Raw genomic sequence first — 18,676 nt, forward strand, 5'->3', positions numbered from 1 at the left:
CCCTGGCGCGGGTCGTCTCAGGAGTTGTACACCATGCCAGCATGGCTGCAGTGGAGTCTGATTGTCGCCGGTCTGATCGCCAGCGTCCTGCTAGTGCTGTTTATCGTTCGCCAGTGGCGCATCCTGCGCCAAGCCCGGGTTCGGGAACGCAGTCAGGCGGCGTTCCATGCCCAGCGCCGGGAGAACATTGTCGACAGCCTGCAGGTGCTGGCCATGGCCATTGAGCAGGATCAGGTGGAATACTCGGAAGCGTGCCTGCGGATCAAGGGACTGCTGGAGCTGGTGGCGCCGGAGCTGCTGACCCAACCGCCGTACCAGGTGTTTCAGGAGGTGCACGACCAGATCAGCCATATGCCGACGCACCAGGCACGCCAGGACACCGATCGGAAGTTTGTGCGCAAGATGGACAAGGAACGCTTTGCGGTGGAGCAGCAGCACGCCGACGCCATCCGCCGGGCCGCCACCGCGCTGCGTCAGCACACGTTTTGACCGGCATTTTGTAACAGTTTGTAACCGCACCAATTAGGCCGGGCCGCTTAATTCGCGTTGTAAATCAGCGGCTTTGTCAGCGCCCGGCACAGCCCGCTCCGGTCCTGAACCCGGTCTCACCCGACGCCCCCTCCCGCAGCAGCTTTTTTTGGCTAGATTAAAAGACAGGCCCGGCTTCAAATCGGCGGGGCCTCTTGGGTTTGCCATGCCCAGGCGCTGTATTGCTATCTCCTTTGATTGATCGAATGCGACGATACCGTGAGTGATCTGCAACAAGCGGGTGAGCTTGCCGGCCTCTTGGGGCCGGCTTTTTTCCATCCCGGGCGCTCAGTGGCCCTGCATCATGCCGGCGATGGCCATCACCGCATCCTTGTTACCCACCAGATCATCAAATTGGGCCTCCACCTCAGCCTGATCCAGCCCCAGGGCCAGAAAGTGGGCGCGATCCACCGTCTCCGCCGCACCCAGGGCAATACCCCGCTGGATCAGTAGCTGACGCCCCAGCCACAGCAATCGCGGGTAAACGTCATACTCACCCTGGAAGTCGGGGTTCTTCTGCTGCCGGATCGCCTGGGTGACTTCATCCGGCATGCCCCAGTTGGTCATCAGCTGGGTGCCGATCTGCTCCCGGGTGACCCCCAGCAGGTAATGCTCGATCAGTGAAGAGTCGATGTGACCATTCACTTCCAGAGAACGGCACAGCTTCTGAAAGTGGGGCGGGAACACATGGGCCAGCACCAGATAACCAAAGTTGTGCAGCAGTCCGGACAGATACGCGAGACCAAACACCGGTCGCTGCCCTCGTGGCATCATGCCGGCCAGTACCCCAGCGGACTGGGCCTGCCAGATGGCCTGTTGCCAGTAATCCACCTGGCCCTCCGGTTTGAGTTTGGGCTGATCCAGGGCCCGCCCCAGAGACAGCCCCACCGCCAGGTTCATCACCAGATCGAATCCCAGTACCCGCGACACCGCGTCGTGAACCGAGCGCACCTGGCCGGTAGCGGCGTAGAAGGAAGACGACGCCCAGCTCACCACCTGTGCCGCCAGACTGGGATCACTTTCAACAATGTCCACCAGGTCGCCCATCATGGCGTTGGGGTTTACCCGCAGGTGAATAATGCGTTGCGCGGTCTCAGGCAGCGGTGGCAGTTCCAGGGTGTCATCGAGGCGCTGCTGGATACGCAGGCCGGTGAAGCGCTTGATGGCGGTGTGAAGTTGAGCCTGGTCTTCCTCGGGCCGGTCCAGATTAACGCTGATGGTGTCAGGATCGACCGCAAACCCCAAACGCTGGGCGCCAGCCGTCAGCTCGCGGAAATCGCCATCGCTGAGCACAATGGTGCCTCCCTGCTCGGGCAACTCCAGCCCCACCACCGAGAGGGTATCCACGGCCTCGTCCACCACCGTGGGATAACCGGTCAGTGACGGCAGCGCTGGCAGTTCCCGCAGCCCGGTACGCTCACGCAGCCGACCCAGTTCAGTGCCCGACAGCAACCGCAGCGACCGCTGCAGGCGACTGTTGAGGGCGGCGATGTCGATCATGTCCTGACGCCGACAGATGACCTGCAACTTGCCCTGATCATCACTCAGCAGCACCATCCGCAGCAGGGTGTCCGCTGCGCTGGCGCTGGTGGCATCACGCAGCTCCACGCTGTTGGCGGTGTCCCCCAGGGCCTGACGGACAACGACGGGTAATTCCATGGTATTCCCCTGTTTCCAGTGCTGGCGGGACACTGACCGCCAGCCACGTTGCTTTGGTTCCGTCAGGGGCATCCAGGTCGGTTGCGTTGCCGTCCACGTCGGCACCCCTGATAGCTTTAAGTAACCTCTGATTAATTATACGTCTCCGTAGCGTATACGCTCTCCGAGCCAACGGCGAATCAGCGCCGTTACCCGGGCCCGATCCGCCATCAGGCCGGGCGCCAGTTCGCGGATCGGTTCGATCCAGCCTTTATCACGTTCAAATTCCGCCAGCCGGAACTGCATCAGCCCGGTCTGCCGGGTCCCCAGGACCTCCCCCGGACCGCGGATTTCCAGGTCTTTCTCGGCAATGACAAAGCCGTCCTGACTGTCCCGCAACACCTGCAGGCGGGCCTTGCCGTTCGTCGACAGTGGCGGGTGGTACAGCAGTACGCAGAAGCTGGCCTCATGGCCGCGCCCCACCCGGCCCCGCAACTGGTGCAACTGAGCCAGCCCCAGGCGCTCAGGATTCTCTATGATGATCAGTGATGCGTTGGGAACGTCCACCCCTACCTCGATTACGGTGGTGGCCACCAGCAGGTCGAGATCACCGGCTTTGAACGCCGCCATAACCCCGGCCTTCTCCGTCGCCTTCAGGCGACCATGCACCAAGCCCACCTTGAGATCCACCAGTCGCGCCTGCAGCTCTTGCGCCGTGGCCTCGGCGGCCTGGCACTGCAGTGCCTCAGACTCTTCGATCAGGGTGCAGACCCAGTACGCCTGGCGGCCGTCCCGGCAGGCACTGCGCACCCGCTCAATCACGTCTTCCCGGCGGCTGTCGGGGATCACGATGGTGTCGATGGGTTTACGGCCTGGTGGCAGCTCATCGATCACCGACGTGTCCAGATCGGCGTAGGCGCTCATCGCCAGGGTCCGGGGAATCGGGGTTGCGGTCATGATCAACTGGTGCGGTGCCAACTCACCGGCCACCCCTTTATCCCGCAGGGCCAGGCGCTGGTGAACGCCAAAGCGGTGCTGCTCGTCCACAATCACCAGTGCCAGACGCTGGAACGCCACATCGTTCTGGAACAGCGCATGAGTGCCAATGGCGATCTGGGCATCGCCGCTGGCGAGCGCCTCCAGCACCCGCTGGCGCGCCTTGCCCTTGACCTTGCCGGAGACCCACGCCAGTGACAGCCCCAGTGGTTCCAGCCATTGCTGAAAGCTATTGTAGTGCTGCTCGGCGAGGATTTCCGTCGGCGCCATCAGCGCCACCTGACCACCGGCGGCAATCGCCTGCAGTGCCGCCAGCGCTGCCACCACGGTCTTGCCCGAGCCAACGTCCCCCTGCACCAACCGCAACATGGGCAGCGGTTGGCTCAGGTCCTGACGGATGTCGCCAACGACATGACGCTGGGCACGGGTAAGTTCAAACGGCAGTTCATCGACAAACCGCTGCACCAGATCGCCCTGGGGCAACAGCGGCAACGACTGCCGCTGCTGGATCTGTTCCCGCACCTGCAGCAGACTGAGCTGGTGCGCCAGCAACTCCTCCATCACCAGCCGCTGCTGGGCCGGGTGTTTGCCCGCCAGCAGCTGGGGCACGTCCGCGTCTGCCGGCGGTGCATGAACCAGCATCACCGCCCGGGTAATGTCCGGTAACTGGTAGTCGGCGAGCACGGCCTCCGGCAGCAATTCCCGGATCGGGTAGCGCTGGAGATAGGCCAGGGCCTGGCGGCACAGCGCCCGTACCCGGGGCTGCTGGATACCATCGGTCAGAGGATAGACTGGCGTCAGCGAGGCGTCTTCCTCAGACGCCATGGGGGCAGGATTGATCTCGTACTCGGGGTGGTAGAACTCAAAGCCGGCACGGCCGGCACGAACCTCGCCAAAACAGCGCACCCGGGTGCCGGCAGCCAGTTGCGCTTTCTGGGCGGCGTTGAAGTGGAAGAAACGCATCACCAGGAAGCCGGAATCGTCCCGCAGCGTCACCTGCAGGCTGCGTCGTCGCCCCATCACCAGATCGGCCTTGGCGACCTCCCCTTCCACCACACCCACATCACCGATACGCAGGCTGCCGATCGGCAGCACCCGGGTGCGATCCTCATACCGGTGCGGCAGGTGGAACACCATGTCCTGCAGGCTATGGATGCCCAGTTTGGCAAGCTTGCCCGCCAGCGCTGCGCCGACGCCCTTGAGGGTTGTGACAGGCAGGTCTTCCAGCGAGGTCATATCACCCTCAGGCGCTCAGTGACGCTGCCGGCGTCTCGTCCCGGGCCTTCTCCATCACCCGGCACTGCCCCGCAGCCAGCCGCAGCACATCAATGGCTTTGGGTCGCGGAAAGGTCACCCGCCAGGCCAGCGCCACAGTGCGGTAGGGCACCGGCGCCACGAACGGACGTACCACCAAGATGTCCTCCCGGTACTGCATGGCCGTAGCGGCAGACAGCGGCAAGACGGTGATGCCCAATCCGGACGCCACCATGTGACGGATGGTTTCCAGCGAGCTGCCCTCGGTCACCAGCGCCGGTGTGGCACTCTGAGGGCGATTGGTGACGGTTTCCACCAGTGGCGGGCAGGACTCCAGCACCTGGTCCCGGAAGCAATGCCCCGGTCCCAGCAGCAACAGCTGCTCCCGCGACAGCTGTTCGGCTGTCAGCTCCGTTTCGTCCGCCAAGGGGTGCCCCGCCGGCAACAGCACCACGAACGGCTCGTCGTACAACGGCAGCGTGACCACCTCCGGCTCATCGAATGGCAATGCCACTATGATGGCGTCCAACTCCGAGTGCCGCAGTTTCTGGCGCAGGTTGGCGGTATAGTCCTCTTCGATGTACAACGGCATCTGCGGCGCAGCACGACGCAGCTCCGGCAACAGATGGGGAAACAGATAGGGGCCGATGGTGTAGATGGCTCCGACCTTGAGCGGCGAGTTGAGCTGGTTCTTGCCGTCCTGGGCCATGTCGCGGATCACCCCCACCTGATCCAGCACCCGCTGGGCCTGCTCGATGATCCGCTCGCCGGACTCGGTGACCCGGATGCTGCTCTTGCTGCGCTCAAACAGGGGAACGCCGAGTTCCTCTTCCAGCTTCTTCACCGCGACACTCAAGGTGGGCTGGCTGACGTGACATCGCTCCGCCGCCCGGCCAAAATGTTTTTCCCGGGCCAGGGTAACGACGTATCGCAACTCGGTGAGGGTCATGGTGCGCTCCGGTCAATCAGAATAGGGTTCGGCGGCCTGGATCATCCATAGGCTCTCTGGATCAAGCATAAGGATAGATATTGATTATGGCAATCGAAGAAACAGCCTCCCAGCCCCGTATCCTGGTCGCCGGTTGTGGCGCCCTCGGCGGTCGTATCGCCACGTTGCTTGCCCGGGACGCCACCGTCTTCGGGCTGCGCCGTCAAGCCAACAAGGTACCTGCCGGAGTCGAGCCGGTGGCCGCCGATCTGCTGCAGCCGACACAGCTGCGACAGGTTCTGCCGTCAGACCTGGATGCGGTGATCTACTGCCTGACCCCCAGCCAGTACAGCGACCAGGGCTATCGGGACGCCTACGTGACCGGCCTCAACAACCTGTTGGACGCACTCGACGGCCAACGCCCCCAACGCCTGATCTTCATCAGCAGCACCAGCGTGTACCACCAGGACGACGACAGCTGGGTGGACGAGGACAGCGCCACCGAGCCGGCGCGCTTCAGCGGCCAGTGCATTCTCGAGGGTGAGCAGCGGGCCCGCGACAGCCGCATTCCGGCCACGGTAGTACGCCTGAGCGGCATCTACGGCCCCAGCCGGCGCCGCTTTCTCACCGCGGTGCAGGACGGCGGTATGAACCCACGCTCACCCGGCCCCTACAGCAACCGCATTCATGAAGAGGACGCTGCCCGGGCGGTAGTGCACCTGCTGGAGCTGGCGCTCAGCGGCAATGATGTCGCCCCAACCTACCTGGTCAGTGACTGTGAGCCGGTGCGACTGGATGAAGTGGTGCGCTGGGTTCAGGACCAGGTGCCCTGTCGCACTCCCGGCGATGATGCCCGCACAGGCGGCCGGGCCGGAAGTAAACGCTGTCGCAACCAACGACTGCTGTCCACCGGGTTCCGGTTTCAATACCCCGATTTTCGGGCGGGTTACGGTGAGATGATTGCGCAGGAGAAGCCGGACGACGCCGGTTAGAAGGGAATTCATCGGCCCTGGCGGAAGGGCCAGGGCCATGAGTCAGCTCAGCTCAGGACCATCACCGCGTCCATTTCCACCGGCACGCCCTTGGGCAGGGCAGCAACACCGATGGCGGCACGGGCCGGGTACGGCTCCTGGAAGTAGGTCGCCATCACTTCGTTAACGGTGGCGAAGTTGCTCAGGTCGGTCATGTAGATATTGAGTTTGACGATGTCCTGCAGACTGCCACCGGCCGCTTCACACACGGCCTTCAGGTTCTCGAACACCTGGCGGGTCTTGGCGGCGAAATCCCCGGCCACCACTTCCATGGTTTCCGGCACCAGCGGAATCTGGCCTGACAGGTACACGGTATCACCGGCTTTTACTGCCTGGGAGTAGGTACCAATAGCCTGGGGTGCACTTTCTGTCTGGATTACCGATTTGTTGGTCATGACCTAGGGTCCTTTTCACTAAAACGAACATCCTCGCCCCTTCGGAGCGAGTCTGTCAAGATCGACCATGAACCGCCACAAGGGGCCACGGTGGCGGCGTCAGTGGCGAATCCGGCTGATGTGGGTAACGGCCCGGATATTGCGGATTCGACGCATCACCCGTGCCAGGTGGCGACGGCCATTGACGTGAACCACCAGGCTGACGATGCCCAGACGGGCATTCTGCTCTTCCACGTTGATGCGCTCAATGTTGCCATCGGCCTTGGCCACCGCGCTGGCCACCTCGGCAATGACACCGCGCTGACGCTCCAGCTCAACCCGCAGCTCCACCGAGAACTCATCGGTGATGTCCTTGGCCCACTTCAGATGGGTCAGGCGTGAGCGGGCTTCGTCACTTTCCGGCAAGCGCTCGCAGGTATCGGAGTGAATCAGCATGCCATTGCCGGAATCCATCACCCCCACCACCGGGTCACCGGGGATGGGTTTGCAGCACTGGGCGAAGCGCACCAGCAAGCCCTCAGTACCGCGAATGGTGACCGGGGCTCGGCGATAGCCATCACCGCTCTGCTCCAGGTCCGCGCCGGTGTCCTGACTGTCGCTGCCGGCGCCACTGACCAGCTGGCGAGCCACCAGATAGGCCATGCGGTTGCCGAGGCCGATCTCACTGAGCAGGTCATCAAAGCTCTGCACCTGGTTATGGCGCACCACCGCCTCTATCTGGGCATCATTGATGTCTCCCAACTTCTGGCCAAAGCCGTTGAGGGATTTTTTCAACAGGGTTTTGCCCAGTTCCAGGGATTCGGTGCGCTTCTGGTGCTTGAGCACATGGCGGATGCTGCTGCGGGCTTTGCCGGTGACGACAAAACCAAGCCAGGCCGGGTTTGGCCGGGCACCTGGCGCGGTGATGATTTCCACGGTCTGCCCGCTTTGCAGCGGCTGGCTCAGGGAGGCCAGATTGCGGTTGATCCGACAGGCCACACTGGCGTTGCCGATATCGGTATGGATGGCGTAGGCAAAGTCGATGGGCGTGGCGCCACTGGGCAGCTCCATGATCTTGCCTTTGGGGGTGAACACGTAGATCTCGTCGGGGAACAGATCCACCTTGACGTGTTCGATAAACTCCAGCGAATCGTCCGCCCGTTCCCGCATCTCCATCAGTCCCTTGACCCAGCGGTCCACCCGCTTCTGGTTTACGCTGATGATGTTGGACTGGTCGTTCTTGTACATCCAGTGGGCGGCAATCCCGTTGTTGGCAATGTGCTCCATTTCCTCGGTCCGGATCTGGATCTCAATGTTCACATGCATGCCAAACAACGTGGTGTGCAGGGACTGGTAACCATTGGCCTTGGGCATGGCGATGTAGTCCTTGAAACGCCCCGGCAATGGTTTGTAGAGGCTGTGGACCGCCCCCAGGATGCGATAGCAGTCGTCTTCGGTGTCGGTAATGATGCGAAAGGCATAGACGTCCATGATCTCGTGGAACGACTTCTGCTTGAACTTCATCTTGTTATAGATGCTGTTCAGGTGCTTCTCCCGCCCCATGATGCGGCCGGGCAGACCACGCTCCGCCAGTTTCTCCTCCAGTCGACCACGGATCTCCTGGATGATTTCCTGGTGGCTGCCCCGCAGCTTGGCCACCGCCTTGGAGATGTAACGGGAGCGCATCGGATAGAGCGAGGAGAAACCCAGATCTTCCAGCTCGGTGCAGATCGAATGCATGCCCAGGCGATTGGCAATTGGGGCGTAGATATCGAGAGTTTCGGTGGCGATGCGCTGGCGCTTGGCAAAGGGCAGCGGGCCCAGGGTACGCATGTTGTGCAGGCGGTCGGCGAGTTTGACCAGGATAACGCGGATGTCCCGGGCCATCGCCAGGGTCATCTTCTGGAAGTTCTCGGCCTGGGCCTCGGCACGGGAGCGGAACTCGATCTGGGTCAGCTTGCTGACGCCGTCCACCAGGTCTGCCACCGACTCTCCGAACTGGTCGGACAGCGCTTCCTTGGGGATACCGGTGTCTTCAATTACATCATGGAGCATGGCCGCCATCAGACTCTGATGGTCCAGCCGGAGATCGGCGAGGATGCTGGCAACCGCCAACGGGTGGGTAACGTAGGGCTCACCACTGCGGCGTTTCTGGCCTTCGTGAGCCTGTTCGGCGTAATAATACGCCCGTCGCACCTGATTGACGCGACTGCTGTCCAAGTAACTGCTCAGTTCCCTGGCAAGACCTTCCACCGTCTGCTCTGCTGACACCGCCCCTCCAACTCTTCGACATGGCATTGGACAAAAAACCCGGATGTGACCATCCGGGTTTTCGAGGTCCATCAACGGTTGGGGGCAAGCCCCCTACTTGACACTATAAAACCGTCAGGACGAATTTCAATGCCCCATTCAGCGGGGGGCGACGATTCTTAATCGTCTTCTTCTTCGGTGAGCAGCTCGGGGCTGACTTTGCCTTCGGCAATCTCGCGCAGGGCCAGAACCGTCGGCTTGTCATTCTCTTCCGGCACCATCGGCTCGTGGCCCTTGGTGGCAATCTGGCGAGCACGCTTGCTGGCCACCATGACCAGTTGGAAGCGGTTATCTACGTGATCCAGGCAATCTTCAACGGTAACTCGAGCCATAACACTCCCCGGCAATTCTTTTGGTAACAGTGCCCGTAAGGCACGCATTTCGGCAGACCGCGTAGTCTACCGCCACTGGTTCATTTTGTATACAGCGCGATGAACCGGACTATCCCTACGGTCTCGCCGTCAGACTGGCCAGCAAACCGGCATGACGGGCTTCCTGAGCGGCCACCCGCAGGCGCTGGCCCCGCACGATGGCGAGCAGGTCCGACAGCGCCACCTCAAAGTCATCATTCACCACCAGGTAATCAAATTCCTGGGCATGACGGCACTCCTCCGCTGCCTCCCGCAGGCGTCGCTCCACCACCTCAGCCGCGTCGGTGCCGCGCCCGGTAAGCCGCTGCCGCAGCACTTCCGGCGACGGCGGCAGGATGAAGATACCAACACAGTCCGGCATCAGCCGCCGTACCTGCACCGCACCCTGCCAGTCGATCTCAAGGATCACGTCACGGCCCTGGGCCAGGGTGTCCGCCACCCAGCGCTGGGAGGTGCCGTAGTAGTTGCCAAACACATCGGCGTGCTCCAGGAACTCATCCCGCTCGATCATCGCCTCGAACTGTTCGCGCCCCACGAAGTGGTAGTTGACGCCATCCTGCTCACCCGAGCGCATTGGCCGGGTGGTATGGGAGATCGATACCCCCAACACCGGATCACGTTCGAGCATCTGCGCCACCAGGCTGGTCTTGCCCGCTCCGGACGGTGCAGATATGACGTACAGGGTGCCTTGTTGCTGCTCGCTCATCGGCTGGTGGACTCCGCGGTTGTGTGAGAAAAGTCGGCCATTATAGGGGCTCCGTCGCGGAGCCGCATCCGCCGCTCTACTCCAGGTTCTGCACCTGCTCGCGCATCTGCTCGATCAGCACCTTCAGATCCACCGCCGCGCGGGTCACCCGGGCATCGAACGATTTGCTGCTGAGGGTATTGGCCTCACGATTGAGCTCCTGCATCAGGAAGTCCAGGCGCCGGCCAACGGCGCCATCGCCGGCCAGGGTGTCGGTGACTTCGTCGATGTGCGCCTCAAGACGATCAAGCTCTTCCGCCACGTCCGATTTCTGCGCCAGCATCACCATTTCCTGACTGACCCGATCGGGCTCCAGCTCCACGCTCGCCTTCTGGAATCGCTCCCTCAGGCTCTGTTCCTGCTGGGCCAGCAGTTCCGGCATCAGCTCACGAACCTCGCTGACCCGGGAAGCCATCTGCTGCAGGCGGTCCTCAAACAGCGGCCGCAACCGCTCACCTTCCCGCTCACGGGCCTCGATCAGCTCCGCCACCGCCCGCTCAAACAGCGCCAGCGCTTCGGCCTTGACCGGCTCCAGATCCTGTTCAGCGGCCTGCATCACACCGGGCCAGCGCAGAATATCCAGGGCATTGATGTGGGCGGGATTGTCCAGGATGCGATTGATCTGATTGGCAGCCTCGTTAACGCTGGCGGCAAGATCATGGTTGATTACCAGCTCCTGGCTGGTGCTGTCAGCCAGATGCAGGCGCATGCCCACTTCCACCTTGCCCCGTTTCAGGCGGGTACGCAGCTGCTCACGGAACCGGTTTTCCAGCTCCCGCAGGGTATCCGGCAGCCGGAATCCGGGTTCCAGATAGCGATGGTTAACGGCGCGGATCTCACAGGTCAGTGAGCCCCAGTCACCCTGGGCGTCCTGGCGGGAAAAGGCGGTCATACTTCTGATCATGGCGGCTCCGAGTCTGGCTTGGGCAACCCCGGCAAAGGGAGGGGCTGCACTCTCCGAAGCCGAGTGTAGCAGGGGCCGACGGTTCCCGGCGAGCCTGGCCGCCGCCCCCTGTCGCCATGTTATACTGGTGGGTCACTTCATTCATTCCGGCCGGCTCGTCAGCCGGCCTCAAGCAGGACCCAGGATCACTATGCGACCCAGCGGAAGAACGCCGGAACAACCGAGAGATATCCGAATCACCCGTCACTACACCCGTCACGCCGAGGGCTCAGTGCTGGTGGAATTTGGCGACACCAAAGTGATCTGCACCGCCTCGGTGGAGAACAAGGTACCACCGTTCCTGCGGGGCGAGGGTCAGGGCTGGATTACCGCCGAATACGGCATGCTGCCCCGCTCCACCGGCAGCCGCATGGGCCGGGAAGCCGCCCGCGGCAAGCAGGGAGGCCGCACGGTTGAGATCCAGCGCCTGATTGGCCGCTCACTGCGGGCAGCGGTGGACCTCAAGGCCCTGGGCGAGCACACCATCACCATCGATTGTGACGTCATCCAGGCGGACGGCGGCACCCGCACCGCTGCCATCACCGGCGGCTGCGTTGCCCTGGTCGACGCCCTGAACCACCTGGTGAAGGAAGGCCGACTGAAAACCTCGCCGCTGAAGCAGATGGTGGCCGCTCTCTCCGTCGGCATCTACCAGGGCACCCCGGTGACCGACCTCGACTACCCGGAAGACTCCTCCGCCGAAACCGACATGAACGTCATCATGACCGACCAGGGCGGCTTCATCGAGATTCAGGGCACGGCCGAAGGTGCACCGTTTGCCCAGGACGAACTAGACAGCATGCTGGTAATGGCCCGACAGGGCATCGAGAAGGTGTTCGCGCTGCAGAAAGCGGCACTGGAAGACTGAGACAGAAACGGAAACACGCCGCCGCATGGAAGCGGCGGCACCCGCGAGCAGCCTCGGCTGGCCACGGGCAAGGACGATCACATCGGGATCAGAATCCGATCTCGATGTCGTAGTCCATGATGACGGGCGCGTGATCGGAGAAGCGGGTGTCGTTGTCGATCCAGCCATCAAGGATGGTCTTGCGAATCCCCGGCGTCAGCAGCTGATAGTCGATACGGATGCCTGCATTGCGGCGCCAGCCTTCGGCCCATTCGGGCCAGCAGGTAAACTGGTTGCTCTGCTTGTTGATCTCGCGGAAAGCATCTATGCAGCCCATCTCATCGAACAGCCGGTCCAGCCAGGCACGCTCGTGAGGCAGAAAGCCGGACACATCCAGCTGGTGATAACGGGAGCTGGCATCGGTGACGTGGTGGGCGGTCTGCAGATTGGCGCAGAAGATGAATTGCCGGCGCTTGCGAAGGGTTTTCTGCATGTGCAGACCGAAGGCGTCCATAAAGGCGTCTTTGTGGTCCAGCGCTGTCAGGTCATCCTCACCGATGGGTTCGTCTTCCTTACCCAGGGCGGATGGCGCCAGCACACAGGCCACACTGACCTTATCGAAGTCAGCCTGGATAAAGCGACCTTCCCGGTCCGCCTGTTCGTTGGCGAAACCGTACATGATGGCCTTGGGGAAATGGCGGGTGTAGATGCCAACACCGCCGTCCTCGTTCCGCTCACCATCGATGAAGTAGGCCTCGTAGCCTTCGGGAATCAGGTTACGGTCTTCAATCTCGTAGGCGCGCATACGGTGGTCCTGCACACAGACCACATCGGCGCCCTGCTTCAACAACCAGTCGAAGAAGCCTTTTTCAACGGCCTGTTCGAGGCCATTGACGCTGATTGATACTACCCGCATACGTGTTCCCTGATTCGGTTTGTGTGTATGATACCGGTTTTAAATGCTTTTAAAAGCCAGAAGCCTTGCCATGCACGACTACCAGCGCGATTTCATAGAGTTTGCTATCAACCGAAACGTACTGCGTTTTGGTGAATTTACCCTCAAGTCAGGCCGGATCAGCCCCTACTTTTTCAATGCGGGTCTGTTCAATACCGGAGACGACCTGCTTCAGCTCAGTCGTGCCTACGCCGCCGCGCTGCAGCGTAGTGAGCTGAATTATGACATCATTTTCGGCCCCGCCTATAAGGGCATACCGTTGGCGGCCGCCACCGCCATGGCTCTGGCCAGCGACGGCGACAGCCGGCCGTTTGCCTTCAATCGCAAAGAGAAGAAGGATCACGGCGAAGGCGGCAACATCGTTGGCGCTCCGCTCAAGGGCAAGGTACTGATCGTCGATGATGTCATCACCGCCGGCACCGCCATTCGCGAGTCCATCGACCTGATCCAGGCGGCCGGCGCCGAGCCTGCCGGGGTACTGATCGCACTTGATCGCCAGGAACGTGGCACCGGTGAACTCTCCGCCATTCAGGAAGTGGAGCAGCAGTTCAACATCCCGGTGGTCAGCATCATCCAGCTGGAGCAGGTGCTCAGCTACGCCCAGTCTCAACCAGGCTTTGAAGAGCATGCCCGCAAGGTTGCCGACTACCGGCAGAGCTACGGCATCTGAGAACCGCTGTGTAATCCTGGCAGCCCGCTGACAGTCTGATATGCTGAACACACACCAGCCCAGCCTGAAAAGGAAGCCGCGCCGACACGCCATGAATCGTATCCAACGACTCTTCAGCACTGTCCTGGCAGCCTCGCTGCTGTTTGCGGCTACCGCCGCCGATGCCCGCATGTATCGCTACAAGGATGAGAATGGTCGCACGGTGATCAGCAACACTGTGCCCCAGCAGGCATCCCGTCGCGGCTACGAAATCCTCAACAGCCAGGGCCGGGTGGTTGAAGTCATCGACCCGGAACCCACCGCCGAAGAACTCGCCGCCCGGGCCGCCGAAGAAGAGCGACAGCGACAGGCAGAATTGCAACGGCAGGCGGATCTGGCGCTGCTGAAGCGGTTCAGCCATCCCGACGAAGCCATCCGGGCAATGGAGCGCAAGATCCAGGAAATGCGCGGGCTGACCCAGCTCAAACGCGGCAACATCTCCGTGCTGGTGAGCCAGCTCGACGAAGAGCAGGGCCGGGCCGCCAACCTGGAGCGGGCCGGACGGGACATTCCGGAATCCACCCTGCAGAAGATCACCCGGCTACAGAATCAGATCCGGGGCATCGAACGGGAAATCGCGATTCAGAACGCCGAGATCGAACGGATGCGCGAGCGCTACCTAGAAGACATCGAACGCCTGGAAGTCATCACCGGTGAGCAGGCCACCATCACACCGGATCTCGCCCCCATCGCTGACGGCAACGGAGCGCCCTGAGCGCCACCGCCCAGTCACCAAAAAGGCCACCCCTGGGGATGGCCTTTGTCTTACCTTGCCCCACCGACAACCGCCAGTTCAGGGCTGACCGCCTCAGGCGGTGGTGGACGCCTTCTTGGCAGCCGTGGTCTTGCGGGCTGCCGGCTTCTTCGCCGGAGCTTTCTTCTCCTCAGCACCGTTGATCGCCTCTTTGGCGGCCTCAGCGGCTTCTTCCACTTCCTCAGCGACGTCGTCTGCTGCCTCAGCAACCGCATCCGCGCTTTCCGCCGCCTCTTTCTCCAGACGCGCCACCAGATCACCGGCGAAGCTGCCGAAACGGGTGTTCAGATCCCGCAGCTGGGAAAACAGCGATTCGCTGTAACCGTCATAGCGCTCCCGCAGGGACTTGACGCTGTATTCACGGACTTCCGACTCCAGCTTCTCGGCGTATTCGAACGGCTTGGAGGAGAGTTTTTTCTGCTGCTCCTCAGCGGTGTTGATACCCTTGGCGACGATGTCCTGAAGCTGTTCCTGATACGACTTGAGTTTACCCATGGTGGCTCTCCTTTAAGATTGCTTGCCTTTGAGATTGCTTGCCAGTGAGATTGCTTGGCCGGCAATTGTGCGCGGCCGTTGGTTGGCGATGCCTGTTCGAAACCATGCCCGTGAAAGGCACTTCTCGCTTGAGACAAACCCTGCCCTTTGAGACAAACTCTGCACCTGCAGCACCGGCTACAACACTTCGGCGCCCACGCCCGGAACGGGCATCTGAGAGGCGGGCAAAGTACAGCTGCCTGCGTGACTTGAACGTCCGGCGTTTCCCTACCGGGGCTTCAATTCATCATCGAGACTAGAGACAAAAATTAGAATGTTCATACTAATGGCGACGAAATTGGCGCCATGTCAAAGCGGCATGCCAAGGAAAGCTCTGCGACCTCGGGGTCGACGCGGGCGGGTCAGATGTAAGCAGGAACGGGAATCCGAAAGGAAGTGGCCGCCGCGGGCGGACGACCGGAAAATGGCGGGTTATGGCAATCAGGCTGCGCGACTTACCAGCGAAAGATGACCCAACTGGGAATCAGGGTGTCCGATTCCGACGTTCGCGCCCAACCACCACCGTCGGCTGGCACCAGGTAATAGGCCGGACCGGTACTGGGCACCACCTTGATTTCCACCACTTCGCCGTTGACGCGGTACTCGTAGACCACCTGATCTTCGCCACCACGAATCACCACCTGGGGCTCACCAGGCTCGGGCTGGTACTCGGGTACCACCACCGGCTCGCCCGACGGCTCGACATCTGTCGGAAGGTCAGCGGCCTGCTGCGCCTGGACCGCCAATGGCAGGAGCAGACCGGCCAACACCAGAGATTGACACAGGGACCGTTGCAACAGGCTCACAGTCAGTCGACTCCTTATCAGGTTATGGAACAGTCTTGGCACGCCCGAATTGCCGTCGACAACGGGTTCGCCTAGAGTGACGGCAACCGATAGAATGCCCCACAAGGCTGGTCCTGCCGGCATCAGCGCCTCCAGGCCCCAGAATTGCACAAGCCCAAACACGCTTCAACAGATTCCGGAAACGAGTTGATATGAGTCAGCAGCAGACACCCCCGGTGGTTCTCATTGATGGTTCCTCCTACCTGTTCCGGGCGTTTCACGCCCTCCCGCCCCTGACCACCAGCAAGGGGCAGCCCACCGGCGCCATCAAGGGGGTGATCAGCATGATCCGGCGTCTGGATCAGGACTTTCCCGGCTCACGAGTGGTGGTGGTGTTTGATGCCAAGGGCAAGACCTTCCGTCACGACCTCTACGCCGAGTACAAGGCCAACCGGCCACCGATGCCGGAAGACCTGGCAAGCCAGATTGAGCCCATTCACCAGATCATCCGGGCCATGGGCCTGCCACTGCTGATCGTGCCAGACGTGGAAGCGGACGATGTCATCGGCACCCTCGCCCACGAGGCCACCAGCAAAGGCATTGATGTGGTCATCAGTACCGGCGACAAGGACATGGCCCAGCTGGTCAGCGATCACGTCACGCTGATCAACACCATGACCGACACCCGCATGGACCGGGACGGCGTGGTCGACAAGTTCGGCGTCGGCCCAGAGCGGATCATCGACTACCTCGCCCTGGTGGGCGACTCGGTGGACAACATCCCCGGGGTGACCAAGTGCGGACCGAAAACCGCGGTCAAATGGCTGCAGAGCTACGGCGACCTGGACCAGTTGATGGCCCGTGCCGATGAGGTCAAGGGCAAGATCGGCGAGAACCTGCGGGACGCGCTGGAGCAGCTGCCCCTGAGCCGGGAACTGGCCACCATCAAGACCGACGTGGAGCTGGACTTCGGCCTGGAAGCGCTCAAACACGACGACGAGCAGCGGGACACCCTGCTGTCGCTGTTCCGTGAATACGAATTCAAAACCTGGGTTGCCGAACTCGAAGGCCAGGACACGGCCAGTGAGGAGCCCGCTCCGGCCACCCCCGAGATCGAGACCAACTACCAGACCATCACCACCGAGGCGGTGCTGGATGAATGGCTGCAAAGGCTGGCCAAGGCGCCGCTGTTTGCCTTTGACACCGAAACCACCAGCCTCAACTACAGCCAGGCCGAGATTGTTGGTGTGTCGTTTGCGATCGAACCCGGCGAAGCCGCGTACGTGCCGCTGGCCCACGACTACCTGGGCGCACCGGAGCAGCTCGACCGTGATCAGACCCTGGCAAAGCTCAAGCCCCTGCTGGAAGACCCGTCCCATCACAAGGTCGGCCAGAACCTGAAGTACGACAAGAACGTGCTGGCCAACCACGGCATCACTCTGGAAGGCATTGCCGAGGACACCATGCTGGAGTCCTATGTGCTCAATTCCGTCGCGTCCCGACATGACATGGACTCCCTGGCCCGGAAGTACCTGGGGCTGGACACCATCAAATTCGAGACCATCGCCGGAAAGGGTGCCAAGCAGCTCACCTTCAATCAGATCGATCTGGAACAGGCCGCGCCCTACGCCGCCGAAGATGCCGACATCACCCTGCGCCTGCACCAGACCCTGCGGCCCCAGCTGGATAATCTCGGCCGCCTCGCCGAGGTCTACAACACCATCGAACTGCCCCTGGTCCCGGTGCTGTCGCGGATGGAACAGCGTGGCGCCCTGGTGGACGCCGAACGCCTGGCCACCCAGAGCACGGAGCTGGCAGCACGAATGGAAGAGCTGCAGGCCGCGGCCTACGAGGAAGCCGGCGAAGAGTTCAACCTGGGTTCGCCGAAACAGCTACAGGCCATCTTCTACGACAAGATGGGCCTGCCGGTGATCAAGAAAACCCCCAAGGGCGCGCCGTCCACCGCCGAGCCGGTGCTGCAGGAGTTGGCCCACGAACACGCCCTGCCCCGACTGATTCTCGAACACCGCAGCCTGAGCAAGCTCAAGTCCACCTACACTGACAGCTTGCCCGGCATGATCAGTGCCCGCAGCGGCCGCGTCCACACCTCCTATCATCAGGCGGTGGCCGCCACCGGACGGCTGTCTTCCAGCGAGCCCAACCTGCAGAACATTCCGATTCGCACCGCCCAGGGACGACGCATCCGTCAGGCCTTCATCGCGCCGGAAGGCTACAAGCTGATGGCGGCGGATTACTCCCAGATCGAGCTGCGGATCATGGCCCACCTGTCGGGCGACGAAGGCCTGCTGACCGCCTTCGCCAACGGTGAGGACATTCACCGGGCCACCGCTGCCGAGGTGTTCGGGGTGGCACTGGAGGACGTCAGTGACGACCAGCGTCGCAGCGCCAAGGCCATCAACTTCGGCCTGATCTATGGCATGTCCGCCTTCGGGCTGGCGCGACAACTGGACGTCGAGCGCAAGGTCGCCCAGCAGTACATCGACCGCTACTTCGAGCGCTACCCCGGCGTGCTGCGCTACATGGATGACATCCGCAAACAGGCCCACGACGACAGCTACGTTGAGACTCTGTTTGGCCGTCGCCTCTACCTGCCGGAGATCAATGCCCGCAACAAGCAGATGCAGCAGGCCGCGGAACGTACGGCGATCAACGCGCCGATGCAGGGCACCGCCGCCGACATCATCAAACGCGCCATGATCACCGTGGAAGAGTGGCTGCTGAGCGAACACCCCGACGATGCCCGGATGATCATGCAGGTTCACGATGAGCTGATTCTGGAAGTCCGGGAAGACGCGGTGGAGCGGGTTCGTGAGGGCCTGGTGGCACGGATGTCCGCCGCCGCCGAGCTGCGGGTTCCGCTGCTGGTGGAGGCCGGTGTCGGCGACAGCTGGGATGAGGCCCACTGAAGCCACTTCATCACCGTTAGATCATTGCCCCTAGACAGTGCAAGCAT

17 protein-coding genes are annotated in these 18,676 nt (G+C 62.1%); 6 read left to right on the plus strand and 11 right to left on the minus strand.

Annotated features, from left to right (window positions below; genetic code table 11):
- The first annotated feature begins 33 nt into the window (after positions 1-33).
- On the plus strand, positions 34-489 hold the full coding sequence (locus tag J2887_RS18455; RefSeq protein ID WP_227172590.1) for a DUF2489 domain-containing protein: 456 nt from the start codon (positions 34-36) through the stop codon (positions 487-489).
- Between the two features lie 327 nt (positions 490-816).
- Here the strand turns inward: J2887_RS18455 and J2887_RS18460 are convergent, their stop codons facing one another.
- The 3 genes from J2887_RS18460 to J2887_RS18470 all read right to left on the minus strand — a co-directional run bounded on the left by J2887_RS18460 (position 817) and on the right by J2887_RS18470 (position 5,365).
- On the minus strand, positions 817-2,187 hold the full coding sequence (locus J2887_RS18460) for an HDOD domain-containing protein (protein WP_227172591.1): 1,371 nt from the start codon (positions 2,185-2,187) through the stop codon (positions 817-819).
- Positions 2,188-2,322: 135 nt separating this feature from the next.
- Positions 2,323-4,398 (minus strand): ATP-dependent DNA helicase RecG, encoded by a 2,076-nt coding sequence (gene recG, locus J2887_RS18465; RefSeq protein WP_227172592.1) that lies wholly within the window; start codon positions 4,396-4,398, stop codon positions 2,323-2,325.
- A gap of 7 nt (positions 4,399-4,405) precedes the next feature.
- Complete coding sequence (locus tag J2887_RS18470) at positions 4,406-5,365, minus strand: hydrogen peroxide-inducible genes activator (protein WP_227172593.1); 960 nt, start codon at positions 5,363-5,365, stop codon at positions 4,406-4,408.
- 86 nt (positions 5,366-5,451) lie between these two features.
- Here J2887_RS18470 and J2887_RS18475 point away from each other — a divergent pair, with 86 nt between their 5' ends.
- Positions 5,452-6,336, plus strand: coding sequence for an NAD-dependent epimerase/dehydratase family protein (locus J2887_RS18475; RefSeq protein WP_227172594.1), 885 nt, complete (start codon positions 5,452-5,454; stop codon positions 6,334-6,336).
- Positions 6,337-6,383: 47 nt separating this feature from the next.
- On the opposite strand, the gene J2887_RS18480 is transcribed toward J2887_RS18475, so the two are convergent.
- The 5 genes from J2887_RS18480 to J2887_RS18500 form a co-directional block, all read right to left on the minus strand.
- Positions 6,384-6,770, minus strand: a complete 387-nt coding sequence (locus J2887_RS18480; RefSeq protein WP_227172595.1) for a RidA family protein — start codon at positions 6,768-6,770, stop codon at positions 6,384-6,386.
- A 99-nt stretch (positions 6,771-6,869) separates the two neighbouring features.
- Positions 6,870-9,020: a RelA/SpoT family protein gene (locus J2887_RS18485; protein WP_227172596.1), complete on the minus strand. Its 2,151-nt coding sequence runs from the start codon at positions 9,018-9,020 to the stop codon at positions 6,870-6,872.
- A 158-nt stretch (positions 9,021-9,178) separates the two neighbouring features.
- Positions 9,179-9,391: a DNA-directed RNA polymerase subunit omega gene (gene rpoZ, locus J2887_RS18490; RefSeq protein WP_227172597.1), complete on the minus strand. Its 213-nt coding sequence runs from the start codon at positions 9,389-9,391 to the stop codon at positions 9,179-9,181.
- 115 nt (positions 9,392-9,506) lie between these two features.
- Positions 9,507-10,136, minus strand: coding sequence for a guanylate kinase (gene gmk / locus J2887_RS18495; RefSeq protein WP_227172598.1), 630 nt, complete (start codon positions 10,134-10,136; stop codon positions 9,507-9,509).
- A gap of 76 nt (positions 10,137-10,212) precedes the next feature.
- Positions 10,213-11,079: a YicC/YloC family endoribonuclease gene (locus J2887_RS18500; RefSeq protein ID WP_227172599.1), complete on the minus strand. Its 867-nt coding sequence runs from the start codon at positions 11,077-11,079 to the stop codon at positions 10,213-10,215.
- A 190-nt stretch (positions 11,080-11,269) separates the two neighbouring features.
- On the opposite strand from J2887_RS18500, the gene rph reads away from it, so the two are divergent.
- Entirely contained in the window at positions 11,270-11,986 is a 717-nt protein-coding gene (gene rph, locus J2887_RS18505) for a ribonuclease PH (protein ID WP_227172600.1), read from the plus strand.
- An 88-nt stretch (positions 11,987-12,074) separates the two neighbouring features.
- Here rph and J2887_RS18510 read toward each other — a convergent pair whose 3' ends face one another.
- On the minus strand, positions 12,075-12,881 hold the full coding sequence (locus J2887_RS18510) for an exodeoxyribonuclease III (protein ID WP_227172601.1): 807 nt from the start codon (positions 12,879-12,881) through the stop codon (positions 12,075-12,077).
- A 70-nt stretch (positions 12,882-12,951) separates the two neighbouring features.
- Here J2887_RS18510 and pyrE point away from each other — a divergent pair, with 70 nt between their 5' ends.
- Both pyrE and J2887_RS18520 read left to right on the plus strand, forming a co-directional pair.
- The gene (gene pyrE, locus J2887_RS18515; protein WP_227172602.1) at positions 12,952-13,590 is read left to right on the plus strand and encodes an orotate phosphoribosyltransferase; all 639 of its coding nucleotides are present in this window, start codon (positions 12,952-12,954) and stop codon (positions 13,588-13,590) included.
- Between the two features lie 91 nt (positions 13,591-13,681).
- Positions 13,682-14,344 (plus strand): DUF4124 domain-containing protein, encoded by a 663-nt coding sequence (locus J2887_RS18520; RefSeq protein ID WP_227172603.1) that lies wholly within the window; start codon positions 13,682-13,684, stop codon positions 14,342-14,344.
- A gap of 93 nt (positions 14,345-14,437) precedes the next feature.
- Here J2887_RS18520 and J2887_RS18525 read toward each other — a convergent pair whose 3' ends face one another.
- Both J2887_RS18525 and J2887_RS18530 read right to left on the minus strand, forming a co-directional pair.
- Positions 14,438-14,878, minus strand: a complete 441-nt coding sequence (locus J2887_RS18525) for a hypothetical protein (RefSeq protein WP_227172604.1) — start codon at positions 14,876-14,878, stop codon at positions 14,438-14,440.
- Positions 14,879-15,372: 494 nt separating this feature from the next.
- On the minus strand, positions 15,373-15,723 hold the full coding sequence (locus J2887_RS18530) for a DUF2782 domain-containing protein (RefSeq protein ID WP_416381874.1): 351 nt from the start codon (positions 15,721-15,723) through the stop codon (positions 15,373-15,375).
- Between the two features lie 191 nt (positions 15,724-15,914).
- Between J2887_RS18530 and polA the strand changes: the two genes are divergently transcribed.
- Positions 15,915-18,629, plus strand: coding sequence for a DNA polymerase I (polA, locus tag J2887_RS18535; protein ID WP_227172605.1), 2,715 nt, complete (start codon positions 15,915-15,917; stop codon positions 18,627-18,629).
- Positions 18,630-18,676: the final 47 nt, after the last annotated feature.

The sequence above is a fragment of the Marinobacter sp. CA1 genome, assembly GCF_020546665.1.
Lineage (GTDB): Bacteria > Pseudomonadota > Gammaproteobacteria > Pseudomonadales > Oleiphilaceae > Marinobacter > Marinobacter xestospongiae.

Coding starts and splice junctions, on each gene's coding strand:
- J2887_RS18455 (WP_227172590.1), top strand. CDS start 34: ATGCCAGCATGGCTGCAGTGGAGTCTGATTGTCGCCGGTCTGATCGCC.
- J2887_RS18460 (WP_227172591.1), bottom strand. CDS start 2,187: ATGGAATTACCCGTCGTTGTCCGTCAGGCCCTGGGGGACACCGCCAAC.
- recG (WP_227172592.1), bottom strand. CDS start 4,398: ATGACCTCGCTGGAAGACCTGCCTGTCACAACCCTCAAGGGCGTCGGC.
- J2887_RS18470 (WP_227172593.1), bottom strand. CDS start 5,365: ATGACCCTCACCGAGTTGCGATACGTCGTTACCCTGGCCCGGGAAAAA.
- J2887_RS18475 (WP_227172594.1), top strand. CDS start 5,452: ATGGCAATCGAAGAAACAGCCTCCCAGCCCCGTATCCTGGTCGCCGGT.
- J2887_RS18480 (WP_227172595.1), bottom strand. CDS start 6,770: ATGACCAACAAATCGGTAATCCAGACAGAAAGTGCACCCCAGGCTATT.
- rpoZ (WP_227172597.1), bottom strand. CDS start 9,391: ATGGCTCGAGTTACCGTTGAAGATTGCCTGGATCACGTAGATAACCGC.
- gmk (WP_227172598.1), bottom strand. CDS start 10,136: ATGAGCGAGCAGCAACAAGGCACCCTGTACGTCATATCTGCACCGTCC.
- J2887_RS18500 (WP_227172599.1), bottom strand. CDS start 11,079: ATGATCAGAAGTATGACCGCCTTTTCCCGCCAGGACGCCCAGGGTGAC.
- rph (WP_227172600.1), top strand. CDS start 11,270: ATGCGACCCAGCGGAAGAACGCCGGAACAACCGAGAGATATCCGAATC.
- J2887_RS18510 (WP_227172601.1), bottom strand. CDS start 12,881: ATGCGGGTAGTATCAATCAGCGTCAATGGCCTCGAACAGGCCGTTGAA.
- pyrE (WP_227172602.1), top strand. CDS start 12,952: ATGCACGACTACCAGCGCGATTTCATAGAGTTTGCTATCAACCGAAAC.
- J2887_RS18520 (WP_227172603.1), top strand. CDS start 13,682: ATGAATCGTATCCAACGACTCTTCAGCACTGTCCTGGCAGCCTCGCTG.
- J2887_RS18525 (WP_227172604.1), bottom strand. CDS start 14,878: ATGGGTAAACTCAAGTCGTATCAGGAACAGCTTCAGGACATCGTCGCC.
- polA (WP_227172605.1), top strand. CDS start 15,915: ATGAGTCAGCAGCAGACACCCCCGGTGGTTCTCATTGATGGTTCCTCC.